Genomic DNA, 14415 nt, shown 5'->3' on the forward strand with positions numbered 1-14415 from the left:
CGGCTGATCGACGCCCCGGCCGGCGCCGGCCGTGAGAGGATCGGCGGCGTGCCGCAAGACGTCCGACGCCTGCTCATCGTGCACCACACCGCCTCCCCGACGCTGCGGGAGCTCTTCGAGGCGGTGCGCCGGGGCGCGGCCACCGACGAGGTCGAGGGCGTGGAGGTGGTCACCCGCGCCGCGCTGCGCGCCACCGTCACCGACGTGTTCGAGGCCGACGGCGTCATCCTGGGCACCCCGGCCAACATCGGCTACATGAGCGGGGCGCTCAAGCACTTCTTCGACACCGTCTACTACCCGTGCCTGGAGGAGACCCGGCGCCTGCCGTACGGGCTGTACGTGCACGGCAACAACGACACCACCGGAGCCGTGCGCGCGGTGGAGTCGATCGCGGGCGCCCTGGAGTGGGAGCGCGTCCAGCGGCCGGTGACGGTGACGGGCGCGCCGCGCAAGGAGGACCTGGATGCCTGCTGGGAACTCGGCGCGACCCTCGCCGCCACGCTCAGCCCTTAGTGAAACCCGGCTTTGACCACGGAGCCCCGCCGAACCAGCCGAGCCCGAGCCGTCAACCGGCTTTGACGAGCAGCCGCAGGGGGCGGTAGGCGAAGGCGTCGTCGTTCCACCACACCGTCGCCAGGTCCTCCTGCGCCCGCAGCCCCGGCAACCGGGTCACCAGCGCGCGGAACGCCTCCTGCAGCTCCACCCGGGCCAGGTTCGCGCCCAGGCAGTAGTGCGGGCCGTGCCCGAAGGTCAGGTGCGAGACGGGCGGGTCACCGGCGAACCGGTGCACGTCGAAGCGCATCGGCTCCTCGAACACCGCCGGGTCGTGGTTGGCGGCCGTGAGGCTGGGCAGCACGACCGTGCCCGCCGGGATCGTGCCGCCGGACACCTCGACCTCCTCGGTGATCCGGCGCAACATGCCCTGCGCCCCCGGCCCCTCGTACCTCAGGAGCTCCTCCACCGCCGGCTCCACCAGCTCCGGGCGCGCGACGATCTCCGCGTACTGGCCGGGGTGGCACAGCAGCCGGAACGTGCCCCGGATGATCTGCGTGGCGGTGGTCTCGATCCCGGCGAGGATCAGGGTGAAGACCATGTTCGTCAGCTCGTCCTCGCTGAGCCCGCCGCCCTCGTCGCGCGCCTCGATGAGCAGGTCGATCAGGTCCTCGCCCGGCTCGGCGCGGTGCCGGGCGATCAGCTCGGCGGCGTAGGCCATGAAGGCGGTGTACGCCTCGGCCCTGGCCTCCGCGCTGGCGTCGGAGGTGGACAGGAACATCCCGGTCCACCTGCTGAACTGGTCGTATCCGTCCATCGGCACGCCGAGCAGCTCGCACATCACCCGCGCGGGCAGCGGCATCGCGTACGCCGCGGCCAGGTCGAACTCCGGGCCGGCCGCGTCGAGCAGCTCGTGGGCGATGGCGGCGACGCGCGGGCGCCAGCGTTCGACCTGCCTGGGGGTGAACGTGCCGTGCAGGATGCGGCGGTAACGGGTGTGCTCGGGCGGGTCCTGGTTGTTCAGCGCCGCCGGGTCGTCGTCCAGCGCCCTGCCGCTGACCATCCTGGGCAGGCCGGGCTCGCGCAGGTTGCGGCTGGCGGCGGGAGAGGCGAGCAGGCCGCGGACGTCGGCGTACCGGACGATCAGGGGGACGCGGTCGCCGCTGGGCATGGTGGCCGGCTCCATCGGAGCCTCGGCCAGCCTGCGGGCCAGCTCGGGTGAGGGGGTGCCGTACGGGCCCGGGGGAAGGTCGGGCCAGGCCGAGGTGGTGCCGGACTGTTCTGTCATAACGGCCTCCTCGCTGGAACGTACGGAACGCGTCGCCGGCGGTCAAGGCGGGAACCCGCGAAAAGATGACAGAGGTTGTCGGGTATCACCCCTACGGTCATGAGCCATGAGCAACAAGTCACTGAAGGGCAAGGTCGCGCTGGTCGCCGGGGGCACCCGCGGCGCGGGGCGCGGCGTGGCGGTGGAGCTGGGCGCGGCCGGCGCGACCGTGTACGTGACCGGCCGCACCACCCGCGAGAGCCGGTCGGAGTACGACCGTCCCGAGACCATCGAGGAGACCGCCGAGCTGGTGACCGCCGCCGGCGGCGAAGGCGTCCCCGTCCGGGTCGACCACCTGGAACGCGAGCAGGTCAAGGCCCTCGTCGACCGGATCAGGCAGGACCACGGCCGCCTGGACGTGCTGGTCAACGACATCTGGGGCGGCGAGCACCTGGCCGAGTGGGACACCCCGCTGTGGCGGCACGACCTCGACCGCGGGCTGCGCCTGCTCCGGCTGGCGATCGACACGCACGTCATCACCAGCCACTACGCGCTGCCCCTGCTGATCGAACGCCCCGGCGGCCTGGTCGTGGAGATGACCGACGGCACCAAGGAGTACAACGACCACAACTACCGCGTCTCGTTCTTCTACGACCAGGCCAAGAGCGCCGTGATCAGGCTCGGCTTCGCCCAGGCGCACGAGCTGCGGGCGCACGGCTGCGCGGCGGTGACGCTGACCCCCGGCTGGCTCAGGTCGGAGCTGATGCTCGACCTGTTCGAGGTGAAGGAGGACAACTGGCGCGACGCCACCGCCCGCGAGCCGCACTTCGTCATCTCCGAGTCACCGCGCTACGTCGGCCGCGCGGTCGCCGCCCTGGCCGCCGACCCGGAGGTGATGCGGTGGAGCGGGCAGTCGCTGTCGAGCGGGCAACTGGCCCGCGAGTACGGCTTCACCGACGTGGACGGCTCCCAGCCGGACTGCTGGCGCTACGTCGTCGAGGTCCAGGACCCGGGCAAGCCCGCCGACGCCACCGGCTACCGCTGACCCACCCGGGCGCGCCCAGCCATGGGACGCCCAGCCATGGGGCGCCCAGCCATGGGGCGCCCAGCCATGGGGCGCCCAGCGCCCCGGGCGACTCTCAGGCGCGAGAGCCGGTGTGGAGGGTCACGAACAGCCCTCGCACCCGGGTCCCGTCCGGCAGTTGCCAGGCGCCGGCGACGTGCCCGGCCGCGTCCGCCGGCTGGAGGGGCTCGCCGTCCGCGACGGGGCGCAGCACCCGCCGCACGCGCAGGGTAGCGCCCTGCGGGGCGGTCAGCTCGGTGCCCTCGTGGTCGTCCGTGGCGGCGGTGAACTCCGTACCGGCGAGGCCGTCAGCGGCGCAGGACCGCGTGATCTCCCGGTCGGGGGTGTCGCTGAGGCTCTGGTGCTGAGCCTGAACCCGCCCCTCGACCAGGCCCGCCAGCTGTGCGACCAGCACCGGGTCGTGGCAGCCGTCGTAGATCCAGCGCGGCCCCAGCACCCCGTGCTCCATGGTGCCGACGAGAGCGTGCTCCGCCCCGTCCAGCGGTGCGCCGCGATAGGTGAGCGGCACCAGGTAGGTGACCGGCTGATCGGCGGAGGTGTCGCCGACCACCATGAACTCGATCCCGACCTCCCCTTCCGGATCGTCCAGCCGGAAACCCCCGCCCTTGACCAGCTCCGGCCCGTCCGGACCACCGGAGTACCACGGCCGGGAGGGCAGCCAGGAGGTGAGCAGCTCGAGTTTGGTCGGCTTGACGACAGTGTTGTGGATGACGGCCATGCCAGCGTTCTCTTCCGTTACGCGAAGTACGACCTCCGCATCCTCCCACCCGCCCGCCCGCCCCTCTCCGGTCGCCCTGCCCATAGGCTCCTGGCATGGCCGACCAGCGAACAGACCCTGTGGCAGCAGCCGTGGCCGGAGAGCTCCGGCTGCTCGACCCGGAGGTGAGGTCGTCGGCGGAGCTCATGGCCGGGCTCCTGCATCCGGAGTTCAGGGAGATCGGCGCCTCGGGCCGGCTCTGGAGCCGTTCGGAGATCATCGCCGACCTCGTCGAGTCCTCCCGGCCGTCGGACGAGCCCATCGGCGCGAGCGACCTGGCGGGCCTCCTCCTCACGCCCGACGTGGTGCACCTGACCTACGTCTCCGACAGCGGCGGCCGGCGCGCTCGCCGCAGCTCGATCTGGGTGCGTACGGAGGCGGGCTGGCGCCTGTACTTCCACCAGGGAACCCCGAGCACAGACTGATCCGAGGTGGAGGAGAGGGGGCGAAGGGCGCGTTGCGCGCGGCCCCTTCCAGGGGGAGGATGCGGGTTCATGATCAGAGAACCGCAGATCCTGGCCTGCTCCGGAGTGTTGTACCCGCCCGAGGGGTTCCGGCACGTCGGCGTCCAGATCTGGCAGGCGATGCGACTGGCCGGGGCGCGCAGGCCGCGCGTGTGCCTGATCCCGACGGCGGTGGGCGACTCCCGGGAGTACATCGACGGCTGGCGCGCCATCGCCGCGTCGTTCGGTGACGTGGACGTGTCCCATCTCCAGCTGTTCACGCAGCCGAACGTGCCCGACGTACGGGCGCACCTCCTCGCCCAGGACGTGATCTTCGTGTCCGGGGGCAGCGTGGTGAACCTGCTGGCGGTCTGGCGCGCGCACCGCCTCGACGAGATCCTGCGGGAGTGCTGGGAGAAGGGCGTGGTGCTGGCCGGCCAGAGCGCGGGCAGCCTGTGCTGGCACGAAGGCGGGGTGACCGACTCCTTCGGTGACAGCCTCGACGCCCTGAACGACGGCCTGGGATTCCTGCCGTACAGCAACGGCGTCCACGACGACCTGGCCGACCAGCCCCGCCGTACCCGCTTCCGCGAGTTCGTGGCGAGCGGCGCCCTGCCGGCGGGCCACGCCACCGAGGACGGCGTCGCCCTCCACTATGTGGGCACCGAGCTGCACGAGGCCGTGAGCGTCCTCCCCGACCGCAACGCCTGGTCCGTCGCGCCCGACGGCACCGGCGGCCACGACGAGAAGCCCCTCCCGGCCCGCTACTGGGTCCCCTGACAGGCCACCCCACCCCATTCACGACCTGATCAAGCACACTCCAGGACGGGGACCGCTCCTCAACGGCGACAAGCGCATCCACGATCGGCGGGATGCCCGCCTGGTCCGTGGAGCGCGTTCCCCATCCCAGGATCATCAGCCGAAGCCCCCGAAGACGCCATCTCCAACGCTGCGACGCCTGGATACTGATGACCATGATCACCGTTGAAGTCGTCCTGGAGACCTACGACGCGGTGGACTTCACGGCCTGGCCGATCACCGAGCCATCGGGCGACCGCCTTCTCACCCTCTCCGGCCGCATGCCTCCCGCCGACGTCGGCACGGCCATGGCCGTCCTCTTCAGCTACAACGGCATCTCCGTCACCCACGCCACCGACCTGACCGAGGCCCGGCTGGAACGGCACCTCGCCGAAGCGGAAGGCCTGATCGCCCCAGGCGGGCTGCGCTTCCGCGACACCGGCACGGGCGTCAGCATCTCGCCCGGCTGCTGCTTCGGCCTGGAGAACTGGCGGGACTGGTGGGACGTGGTACGCGGGCAGGAGACCTGGCTCGGCCACGACCCCACTCCGCACGTCACCCATGCGGGTCACGTCATCCGGCTCCGGCAGCACGAAGAGGACCCGGCGTTCATCGAGCTCGCTCCCGGCGAGCTCGCCAGCCTGCTCACCACAGCTCAACAGGACCTCGCCGGCTTCCTCGGCCTCGCCGGACGATGGGCGGCGACCACTATCCCGGCTCTGGCAGACCGGCTCGTCCCGGCCCTCGACCAGTACTTCAAGATCTCTTGATGAGGGTGATGCGCGGGGGAAGGAGCCCTCGGCGAAGGAAGCTCATTCTCGTCGGCCCACACGTGGACGACTCGGACGAACTCCTCATACGTCTGGTGAACCGGGTACGTGGTCGCAGCCGGGCGCCGATGCCGGAGCGAGTGGATCCAGGCCAGGCGAAAGGCGCCATCCCCGCTCGGTAGGGCCTTTACTGTTTTCCCGGCCAGGCGGCGAGGATCTCGATACCGATCACCCGGCCACTCTCGTCCAAGTCGAAATTCACCATGGGACTGTCCACCGTGACCGTCCGCGCCACGCCCCCGAGCGCGATCGGACCCCGCAGGTAGACGTACGCGGCCTCCGCCTCGGGATCGTAGGTCCACGTGCCGGGATGCTCTTCCATGGTCACAGAGTCTCTGCCAGAGATAGCGACATTGTCACGACAAGCACGAAGCCCCTGAACCGATAACGCCGGATGGCCTCGCTCGCCATGGTCTAGAGGACGCCTACCTCGCCTCCTAGCATCCGGGCACTTCGAGCGCCAGCTCCGGGGGCGCGGTACAGATCGCCGGGTCTTCCTTGTAGACGTGGTTGTCGCGTTGCCCGGACAGGGCGGAGATGCCGAGGACCACCAGGCCGAGCACGATGAGTCCATAGACCCAGGTGCCGGCCTTGTGGTGCAGCCGAATGGCGATCGCCAGGCCGACGACGGGTGCGCCGATCCCGAGCGTGATCGCCGCGTAGATCAGCGTGTGGGCGAGATCGCCGTCTCTCGATGGGCCTGTTCCGATGACCAGGCCGTAGTAGAGGGCCGCGTACCCCAGAGACAGCGTGCCGAAGAACCACACGATGACAAGCACAATGAGCGCTGCGCTGCCCCGGGAAAGACCGTGTTCCGGCTCCATAAGGAGCATCATTCGCCCCCGTTCGCCCGGAAGACAGCACGGGAGATTCACGATCCCGTGCCGAATTCCACAGTCACTAAACCTGGCAAGAAACGCAAGGTTACGGTCTGACTACTTGCTGGGCCGAGTGCATGACACCCAAGAGAGGAACCAGCGTCATGGCTCTGCAAGGCCCCATTTCCGTAGCCTTCGCCACGGTTTCCCGCAGGGCGGGACTCGGCCACTGGCACCCACACGAGCTTCGCCACGGCGGCTCCCAAGGTGGCTCCCACAGCCGCCGAAGACACCGGGTGAAGCTTTGGAAGCAGAAGGCCCCTGACGGCGAATCGCCCGTTCAGGGGCCTTCTGGTTGCAGAGCCGACGAGGGGAATCGAACCCCTGACCTTCTGTTTACAAGACAGATGCTCTGCCGATTGAGCTACGTCGGCACGGCCTACCAGTGTAGACGCTAGAGGCGCCTGTGACGAGCGACCTCATACAGTGCCACCCCGGCCGCCACTCCCGCGTTGAGTGACTCCGCGGCCGCGTGCATCGGGATGCGGGTCACCACGTCGCAGTGCTCGCGCACCAGCCGTGACAGCCCCTTGCCCTCCGAGCCCACGACGACCACCAGGGGCTCGGTCAGCAGGTCGACGTCGCCGATGTCGGTTTCGCCGGCGCCGTCGAGGCCGATCACGAAGAGGCCGGCCTCGCGGTATTCGCGCAGGGCCGCCGTCAGGTTGGCGGCGCGAGCCACGCGCAGGGTGGCGAGGGTGCCGGCGGAGGTCTTCCAGGCGCCACCCGTGACGCCGGCGGAGCGGCGGGACGGGATGAGCAGGCCGTGGGCGCCGAAGGCGGTGGCGGAGCGGGCGATGGCGCCCAGGTTGCGGGGGTCGGTGACCGAGTCGAGGGCGACGATGAGGGGCGCCTCTGCGGCTTCGTGGGCCAGCTCCACCAGCTCCGACGGGTGCGCGTAGTCGTAGGCCGGGATCTGGAGGGCGATGCCCTGGTGGACGGCGCCTTCCGTCAGGCGGTCGAGCTTGTCGCGGGTGGTCTCGAGCAGGGCGATGCCGCGCTCGGCCGCGATCTTGATGGAGTCGCGTACGCGGTCGTCGTTGTCGATGCGCTGCGCCACGTAGAGGGCGCCGGCCGGCACCCCGGCCTGGAGCGCCTCCAGCACCGGGTTGCGGCCGCCGATGTATTCGGGGGCGTCTTCCGAGCGCCGCTGCCCCTTGGCGGGCGCGGCGCGGCGGGCGCCGCCGCGCTCCTCGCGCGCGATGCGCTCGGTCCGGGCCTTGTCTTTGTACCAGTGCCGCATCTCGGCGGGCGGGGTCGCGCCTCTGCCCTCCAGCGACCGGCGGCCCTGCCCCCCGGTGCCTTTGGACGGGCCCTTCTTCTTCGCGGGCCTGCCCGAAGCCCTACCGCCTGCTGCCATGTCATCAAGGGTACTCGGGCCGTGACCCGGCTCGGCCCATGCCGGAACAACCTCCACCGGGTTCCGGGATTCAACAAAAATCACGGCAAGTCCGTCTGGGGGTGACAAAGCATGGAAAGGCGATGACACGTGAAAGACGACCCCCGCTTCACGGAGTTCGTCGCGGAGCGGGCCGTCGGGGCTGGGCCAGGGCCGCTTCATGGCCATCGACCTGCGTGGACGCTCCACGGGCCAGGCCCTGCTCGACCTGGCCACGGGCCGGTCGGGCGACCTGGGCCTGCGGCCCGACGCCAAGGGGCAGATGATCAGCGTCCGCCCGGGCAACGACCGGCTGGTGGCCTACGAGATCAAGGGCCAGTACGTGATCATCGACCTGGCGCGGGTGAACTGACCCCGGCTCCCGGCACGCCCAGGGCGTGCGGCTCAAGCGCCGAGCCGCACGCCTTCAAGGTGCGTCAGCGGCTCAAGCGCCGAGCCGTGCGTCTTCAGGTGTGTCAGCGGCTCAGCTCCCAGCGGGCGCCGTGCGGGGTGTCCTCGACGGTGATGCCGGCGGCGGCGAGCTGGTTTCTGATCGCGTCGGCGGCGGCGTAGTCCTTGCGCTCCCTGGCGGCCTTGCGCTGCTCCAGCGCCACCGCCACCAGCGCGTCGACCACCGGAGCCAGGTCGGAGCCGGCGCCGCGCCACTGCGGCGAGCGCGGGTCGAGGCCCAGCACGTCGAGCATGTTCTGGGTCTCGGCCAGCAGCCGCGCCACGGCCTCCTTGTCGCCGCGCGACAGCGCGACATTGCCCTCGCGCACCACCTCGTGCACGACCGCCAGCGCCTGGGGCGTGCCGAGGTCGTCGTCGAGCGCGTCGGCGAACGCCTGCGGCAGCGGCGCGTCGGCGTCGACGTCGTGGATGACCTCCGCCGCCCGCGTCACGAAGCCCTCGATCCGCTGGTATGCCGCCGCGGCCTCCAGCAGCGCCTCCTCCGAGTATTCGATCGAGGAGCGGTAGTGCGGGGCGGCCAGGTAGTAGCGCAGCTCCACGGGCCGCACCTTCTGCACCATCTCGGGGATCAGCAGCGAGTTGCCGAGCGACTTGCTCATCTTCTCGGCGCCGATCTTGAGCATCCCGTTGTGCATCCAGTAGTGGGCGAACCCGTCGCCCGCCGCCTGCGACTGCGCGATCTCGTTCTCGTGGTGCGGGAAGATCAGGTCGATGCCGCCGCCGTGGATGTCGAACGTCGAGCCGAGGTATTTCGTCGCCATGGCCGAGCACTCCAGGTGCCAGCCGGGACGCCCCGGGCCCCAGGGCGTGGGCCACGTCGGCTCGCCCGGCTTCTCGCCCTTCCACAGCGCGAAGTCGCGCGGGTCGCGCTTGCAGGACTCGTCGTCGGTGTCGGCCGCGGGCCGCATGTTCTCCACCCGCTGGTTGGACAGCGAGCCGTAGCGCTCGGCGTAGGACTGGACGCTGAAGTAGACGTCGCCGCCGGAGGCGTAGGCGTGGCCGCGCTCGATCAGCCGCTCCATGAGCGTGATCATCTCGGGCACGTGGCCGGTGGCGCGCGGCTCGACGGTCGGCGGCAGGCAGCCCAGCGTGTCGTAGGCCCAGGTGAAGGCCCGCTGGTTGCGCTCGGCCACCACGAACCAGGGCACGCTCTCCTCGGCCGACACCCTGATGATCTTGTCGTCGATGTCGGTGACGTTGCGGCAGAACGTCACGTCGTAGCCGGAACGCGACAGCCAGCGCCTGAGCACGTCGAAGTTGACGCCCGAGCGGATGTGCCCGATGTGGGGAGGAGCCTGCACGGTCGCCCCACACAGGTAAATCGACGCCCGGCCGGCTTCGACCGGAACGAATTCACGGATGGCGCGCGTGCTGGTGTCGTAGATGTGCAGGCTCACGAAGGCAAGGCTAACGCCTCGACGGCGCAATCAGGTCGATAAATCAGCCCCGCAGGAAGACCCTGTCCGGAGAGATCCGTACAATGAGCCGCTCGGCGCCCGGTTTGTCCTGCCACGAGCGCCCCTGGTACTTCTGCGACAGCTCCTCGATGAGCGCGCCCTCCGGGTCGGGCGTCATGGTCACCCGCCCGCGGATCTCCACGTAGCGGTACGGATTGTCCGGGTCCATCACCAGCAGGCTGGCGCGCGGGTCGCGCTCGTAGTTGCGCGGCTTCACGCGCCCCTTCACGGTGGAGAACACGACGTCGTCGCCGTCCGTACGGATCCACACCACCGACGACTGGGGCCCGCCGTCGGCGTTGAGACTCGTCACGGTTGCGAAATTCGGCGCGTCCAGGAGTTTCCGGACATCTTCCGACAGCTCTGCCATGCTGGGCCTCCTTGATCGGTCCTGTCCCCCATTCTTCTGTAGGCTCGAAACCGCCATGGACGTGACTCCCCCCTCTGCGCTCCGACGCCTCGGCCTCGCTCTGGCCGGGCTCGCGGTCGCCGCCCTGACCGGGGCGGCCTGCGCGCTGTCGTTCGACGACCTGCGCGCGCTGGCCCTCACCGGTGAGGCCAGGCCCGACCTGGCCTTCCTCTACCCGGCGGCCTTCGACGCGTTACTGGTGGTCGCGATGATCGCCGTGCTGCTGCTGCGCCCGGCCAGGCCGCTGGTGCGCGTGCAGGCGGCGCTCGTGCTGGTCCTGCTCATCGTGGCGGCCGCGGCGGTCAACGTGGCGACGGCGCTGCGCATCGTGTTCGACGTGCGGCAGACGGCCATCGGCGTGGCGCTGGCGCCCTGGGTCATGCTGGCCCTGGCGCTGTGGTTGTGGCTGCTGCTGCTCAAGCACGTACAGGCGCGGCGCGCCGGAGCCGCCTTCGACGACCGGGACGAACGTACGGGCGCGCCGGACATCGTGCCCTTCCACCGTCCCCACCCGCGCTCCGAGACGCCGCCTCCGCTGGACACGCGGGCGCCCGAGCCCGTGCTGGAGCCCACGCCGGTGGTCGGCCCCACCGCCGCCCCCGAGACCCCGCCGGTGTCGGCGCGCGTCGCCGAGTGGCCGGTACAGGACGAGACGCCGGCCCGGGACGACACACCGGCCCGACACGAGACTCCGGTACGGGACGACACTCCCGCCCGGGACGACACACCGGCCCGAGACGACACGCCGACACGGGACGACACGCCGGCACGGGACGAGAATCAGGGCCCGGACGCCGAGCGCGTTCCCGAGCCGGAACGGCCACTCGACCCCGAGCCCGCGCCACGGCACGAACCCGAGCCCGTGGCGGCCCTCGCCCCCGAGCCGGAGCCACGCCCCGAACCCGCACGGAGCCTCGACCGCGAACCAGAGCCCTACCCGCAGCCCGATCCGGAGCCCGAGCCCGAACCGCGGTACGAGCCCGAGCCCCAGCCCGAGCCCGAGCCCGGGCCGTTGAAGCGGCCCGTCCGCTGGGGGGATCGGGTCAAGCCGGCCGACGTCCTGGTCCACCCCCGCCCCGGTGACGAGGGCCACGACAAGGACGCCGACACCCAGCCGCACCCGATCGTCGAGGACGACACCCCGGACCCCGGCCACGGCCCCGAGGCCGCCGACGACGGCGAGGGCCGCCGGCCGCGCGGGTCCGGCGACGAGATGGAGGACACCGCCCCGCACCCGGTGATCCACGACGACACCCCGGCCCCCTCAGGACGCCTCCGCAGCACCCCACGCCCGCCGGAGGGCTGAGGAGAGCCCACCCGGGCGGAACCCGCCGTCTGGAACGCGCGGAAGGCCCGCCCAGGGGCGATGCCCCGGGCGGGCCTTCCGTGTATCCGTGCGCCGGCGGTCGCCGGCCGGACGCGGGTGCCGTGCCGTGGCTGCGTCACCAGCCGGTGACGTGCCGTGGCCCGGTCAGCGTCAGACTCTGGTGCCGCGTCGCAGGCCGGCCACCAGGCCGACACCGACGATCGCGAGCACCACCTGCATCACCAGCTCGATCCAGTCGATGCCGGGCGTCGTCTGGACGCCCAGCACCTGCGCGAGCAGCGTGCCCAGAAGGGCGGCCACGATGCCGACGACGATCGTGAGGATCCACCCGATGGCCTGCCTACCGGGCAGCAGCAGGCGACCGATTGCGCCAATGACGGCGCCAATCACGATGGCGCCAAGGATGGATTCGATGGTCATGGTATGAAACCTCCCCGTGAGGGTGAGCGGTTCATCCTCACGAGAGGTGGCTACCCGATCTACGGCGATTATGCGCCGATTTGACGAAGGCGCAGGTCACGTCGTAGTTCGTCCGGTACGGCCCCCGCCGCGTCCCATGCCCATGCGGGTCACGAGCAGCACGCCGAGGACGGCCAGCGCGAGCTGGAGTATGTGCTCGATCCAGTCGATGCCTCTCGTGTCGGCCCAGCCGAACGCGTGCGCGATCAGTGTGCCGATCAAGGCGGCCACGATGCCGACGATGAGGGTCAAACCGATGGACATGTTCTGCCTGCCGGGCACCAGCAACCGGGCCAGCGCACCGACGATGGCGCCGATGACTACTGCGCTAACAATCGCGCCGATCATGTGCAGCTCCCCCCGAGACGTTCACATGTCAAGGGGACACCTACCCTCTGAACAGGCAAATCACGCATAAGAAGGCGGCGGTCCGTACCGCGCCAGTGACGAACCGCCGCCTCCGAACTCGGCGGGCGGTCGACGCCACGCCGGGACACGCTCGCGCGTCCCTACGTAAGACGCCGTCTCACCGGGAAAGGTTGACGACCAGCGCCGTGGCGATGGCCGCGACGCCCTCTCCGCGCCCGGTCAGGCCCAGGCCGTCGGTGGTGGTGGCGGAGACGCTCACCGGCGCGCCCACGGCCGCGCTGAGCGCCTTCTCGGCCTCCTCGCGGCGCGGCGCCAGCTTGGGCCGGTTGCCGACCACCTGGACGGCCACGTTGCCGATCTCGTAGCCCGCGGCGCGCACCTGGCGCGCCGTCTCTTCGAGCAGGGCGGCACCCGTGGCCCCCGCCCAGCGGGGGTCGGAGGTGCCGAACAGCCGGCCCAGGTCGCCCAGGCCGGCCGCCGACAGCAACGCGTCGCAGGCCGCGTGGGCGGCCGCGTCGCCGTCGGAGTGGCCTTCGAGGCCGACCTCACCCGGCCAGTGCAGCCCGGCGAGGTTGAGCTCGCGCCCCGAGTCGCTCGATGCGAACGGGTGGACGTCGACGCCGACGCCCACCCGCGGAAGATTCGTGTTCAGGAGTTGAGAACCTCGTCGAGCAGGGCCTCAGCCTTGTCCTCATTGGTCTTCTCGGCCAGGGCCAGCTCGCTGACCAGGATCTGGCGCGCCTTGGCGAGCATGCGCTTCTCGCCTGCGGACAGGCCGCGCTCGCGGTCCCTCCGCCACAGGTCCCGAACCACCTCGGCGACCTTGTTCACGTCGCCGGAGGCGAGCTTCTCGAGATTGGCCTTGTAGCGACGAGACCAGTTGGTCGGCTCCTCGGTGTGCGGCATCCGAAGGACATCGAAAACCCGCTCAAGGCCTTCCTGACCGACAACATCGCGCACGCCGACGAGTTCTGCGTTTTCGGCTGGCACCTGGACGGTAAGGTCGCCCTTGTCGACCTTGAGCACCAGGTAGGTCTTTTCCTCACCCTTGATGGATCGCTTCGTGATTGCTTCGATCCGAGCAGCCCCATGGTGGGGGTAGACGACAGTGTCGCCGACCTGGAAAGTCATGTGACAAGTACCCCTTCCGCTGTACTCCAGGGTACCACGCATCCACAGCCTCCCGGAACAGTGAAATCCTCATAACTGCAGGTCAAAGCCGCATATTGGGGCTTGACAAGCGCTCAACTCTATGAATCGCATTTCCGGACATAGCGAATGACCTGCAGGGGTGCGGATATGACCATGCATTGGGGTGGATATGGTGGGCGCTGCACATCACGCACGCGCGACACCTGCGCAGAACCAAGGAGAACCCGCCCGTGACCAGCCGTCGCTGGAATGTCGTAGCCGCCGCGTTCTTGGCAGCCCCCGTGCTCGCCGGCTGCGCGGCTGGATTCGACGCCACCACCAACAAGCCGTACGCGCCCGCCGAGGGGCAAGTCCTGATCGCCAAGGGTCAGTACGGCCACCAGAGCGGCATTCACATCCCGCAGGCGTTCATCCTGGGCCCCGACTCCGGCGCCCAGCTCCCCTGGCGTGGCTCGGCCCCCGTCTACCTGAACATCCTCAACACCGCCGCCGCCCCCGACACGCTCACCGCGGTCTCGGCCGGCGACATGGGCACCGTGAAGATCACGGCCCCGATCCAGCTCCCCAGCAACCAGCTGGTGAACACCGGCAAGCCCAGCCCGCAGATCATGATCGAGGCGATCCCCAAGAGCCTCAGGGGCGGCGAGACCATCAAGCTGGACCTCCAGTTCGCCAACGCCGGCCAGATCTCGATGAACGTGCCCGTGGTCACCCGCAGCCGCGAGTACAAGGACTACCCGCCGGCTCCGGGCGCCACCGCGGCCCCCACGCCCAGCCCGACGCCCTCCGCCACCGCGGAAGAGGCCCACTGAGGGCCCTGAGACGCCCGTACGGCCCCCGGGAG

The 14415-nt window shown here is 70.4% G+C and carries 19 protein-coding genes and 1 tRNA gene; 8 read left to right on the forward strand and 12 right to left on the reverse strand.

What is annotated here, in order from left to right; genetic code table 11:
* Positions 1-48 precede the first annotated feature (48 nt).
* The gene (locus IO39_RS19335) at positions 49-513 is read left to right on the forward strand and encodes a flavodoxin family protein (RefSeq protein ID WP_043624857.1); all 465 of its coding nucleotides are present in this window, start codon (positions 49-51) and stop codon (positions 511-513) included.
* A gap of 52 nt (positions 514-565) precedes the next feature.
* Here IO39_RS19335 and IO39_RS19340 read toward each other — a convergent pair whose 3' ends face one another.
* Positions 566-1780 carry a cytochrome P450 gene (locus tag IO39_RS19340; RefSeq protein ID WP_043624860.1) on the reverse strand — a complete coding sequence of 405 codons (1215 nt, stop codon included), beginning with the start codon at positions 1778-1780 and terminating at the stop codon, positions 566-568.
* A 106-nt stretch (positions 1781-1886) separates the two neighbouring features.
* Here IO39_RS19340 and IO39_RS19345 point away from each other — a divergent pair, with 106 nt between their 5' ends.
* Positions 1887-2804, forward strand: a complete 918-nt coding sequence (locus tag IO39_RS19345; RefSeq protein WP_043624862.1) for an SDR family oxidoreductase — start codon at positions 1887-1889, stop codon at positions 2802-2804.
* A 94-nt stretch (positions 2805-2898) separates the two neighbouring features.
* On the opposite strand, the gene IO39_RS19350 is transcribed toward IO39_RS19345, so the two are convergent.
* Positions 2899-3561 carry a maltokinase N-terminal cap-like domain-containing protein gene (locus tag IO39_RS19350; protein WP_043624865.1) on the reverse strand — a complete coding sequence of 221 codons (663 nt, stop codon included), beginning with the start codon at positions 3559-3561 and terminating at the stop codon, positions 2899-2901.
* Between the two features lie 95 nt (positions 3562-3656).
* Here IO39_RS19350 and IO39_RS19355 point away from each other — a divergent pair, with 95 nt between their 5' ends.
* The 3 genes from IO39_RS19355 (at position 3657) to IO39_RS19365 (ending at position 5611) form a co-directional block, all read left to right on the forward strand.
* Positions 3657-4025 (forward strand): nuclear transport factor 2 family protein, encoded by a 369-nt coding sequence (locus tag IO39_RS19355; protein WP_043624867.1) that lies wholly within the window; start codon positions 3657-3659, stop codon positions 4023-4025.
* Positions 4026-4094: 69 nt separating this feature from the next.
* Positions 4095-4823: a Type 1 glutamine amidotransferase-like domain-containing protein gene (locus IO39_RS19360; protein WP_084773107.1), complete on the forward strand. Its 729-nt coding sequence runs from the start codon at positions 4095-4097 to the stop codon at positions 4821-4823.
* A 194-nt stretch (positions 4824-5017) separates the two neighbouring features.
* On the forward strand, positions 5018-5611 hold the full coding sequence (locus IO39_RS19365) for a hypothetical protein (RefSeq protein ID WP_043625323.1): 594 nt from the start codon (positions 5018-5020) through the stop codon (positions 5609-5611).
* Positions 5612-5798: 187 nt separating this feature from the next.
* Here the strand turns inward: IO39_RS19365 and IO39_RS54545 are convergent, their stop codons facing one another.
* From IO39_RS54545 to rlmB, 4 genes are all read right to left on the reverse strand, one after another.
* A complete protein-coding gene (locus IO39_RS54545; RefSeq protein ID WP_157548605.1) occupies positions 5799-5993 on the reverse strand; it encodes a DUF2283 domain-containing protein in 195 nt (64 codons plus the stop codon).
* A gap of 115 nt (positions 5994-6108) precedes the next feature.
* Positions 6109-6495: a hypothetical protein gene (locus IO39_RS54550; RefSeq protein WP_157548608.1), complete on the reverse strand. Its 387-nt coding sequence runs from the start codon at positions 6493-6495 to the stop codon at positions 6109-6111.
* A 355-nt stretch (positions 6496-6850) separates the two neighbouring features.
* Positions 6851-6923, reverse strand: a tRNA-Thr gene (locus tag IO39_RS19380).
* 20 nt (positions 6924-6943) lie between these two features.
* Positions 6944-7909, reverse strand: a complete 966-nt coding sequence (rlmB, locus tag IO39_RS19385) for a 23S rRNA (guanosine(2251)-2'-O)-methyltransferase RlmB (protein ID WP_043624872.1) — start codon at positions 7907-7909, stop codon at positions 6944-6946.
* A 199-nt stretch (positions 7910-8108) separates the two neighbouring features.
* Here rlmB and IO39_RS19390 point away from each other — a divergent pair, with 199 nt between their 5' ends.
* Complete coding sequence (locus IO39_RS19390) at positions 8109-8300, forward strand: hypothetical protein (RefSeq protein ID WP_043624875.1); 192 nt, start codon at positions 8109-8111, stop codon at positions 8298-8300.
* A gap of 103 nt (positions 8301-8403) precedes the next feature.
* On the opposite strand, the gene cysS is transcribed toward IO39_RS19390, so the two are convergent.
* Positions 8404-9795, reverse strand: a complete 1392-nt coding sequence (cysS, locus tag IO39_RS19395; RefSeq protein ID WP_043624877.1) for a cysteine--tRNA ligase — start codon at positions 9793-9795, stop codon at positions 8404-8406.
* A 43-nt stretch (positions 9796-9838) separates the two neighbouring features.
* Positions 9839-10225, reverse strand: coding sequence for a PPOX class F420-dependent oxidoreductase (locus tag IO39_RS19400; RefSeq protein ID WP_043624880.1), 387 nt, complete (start codon positions 10223-10225; stop codon positions 9839-9841).
* A gap of 55 nt (positions 10226-10280) precedes the next feature.
* Between IO39_RS19400 and IO39_RS19405 the strand changes: the two genes are divergently transcribed.
* Positions 10281-11570, forward strand: coding sequence for a DUF2637 domain-containing protein (locus tag IO39_RS19405; protein ID WP_043624883.1), 1290 nt, complete (start codon positions 10281-10283; stop codon positions 11568-11570).
* 171 nt (positions 11571-11741) lie between these two features.
* On the opposite strand, the gene IO39_RS19410 is transcribed toward IO39_RS19405, so the two are convergent.
* The 4 genes from IO39_RS19410 to IO39_RS19425 all read right to left on the reverse strand — a co-directional run bounded on the left by IO39_RS19410 (position 11742) and on the right by IO39_RS19425 (position 13550).
* Positions 11742-12011 carry a GlsB/YeaQ/YmgE family stress response membrane protein gene (locus tag IO39_RS19410; protein WP_043624885.1) on the reverse strand — a complete coding sequence of 90 codons (270 nt, stop codon included), beginning with the start codon at positions 12009-12011 and terminating at the stop codon, positions 11742-11744.
* 96 nt (positions 12012-12107) lie between these two features.
* Positions 12108-12398 carry a GlsB/YeaQ/YmgE family stress response membrane protein gene (locus IO39_RS19415; protein WP_043624887.1) on the reverse strand — a complete coding sequence of 97 codons (291 nt, stop codon included), beginning with the start codon at positions 12396-12398 and terminating at the stop codon, positions 12108-12110.
* A gap of 178 nt (positions 12399-12576) precedes the next feature.
* Positions 12577-13050 carry a 2-C-methyl-D-erythritol 2,4-cyclodiphosphate synthase gene (gene ispF, locus IO39_RS19420; RefSeq protein ID WP_043624889.1) on the reverse strand — a complete coding sequence of 158 codons (474 nt, stop codon included), beginning with the start codon at positions 13048-13050 and terminating at the stop codon, positions 12577-12579.
* Positions 13051-13067: 17 nt separating this feature from the next.
* Positions 13068-13550: a CarD family transcriptional regulator gene (locus IO39_RS19425; RefSeq protein WP_043624891.1), complete on the reverse strand. Its 483-nt coding sequence runs from the start codon at positions 13548-13550 to the stop codon at positions 13068-13070.
* 251 nt (positions 13551-13801) lie between these two features.
* Between IO39_RS19425 and IO39_RS19430 the strand changes: the two genes are divergently transcribed.
* The gene (locus IO39_RS19430; protein ID WP_245642062.1) at positions 13802-14383 is read left to right on the forward strand and encodes a copper chaperone PCu(A)C domain-containing protein; all 582 of its coding nucleotides are present in this window, start codon (positions 13802-13804) and stop codon (positions 14381-14383) included.
* Positions 14384-14415: the final 32 nt, after the last annotated feature.

The organism is Nonomuraea candida, assembly GCF_000725485.1.
Classification (GTDB): domain Bacteria; phylum Actinomycetota; class Actinomycetes; order Streptosporangiales; family Streptosporangiaceae; genus Nonomuraea; species Nonomuraea candida.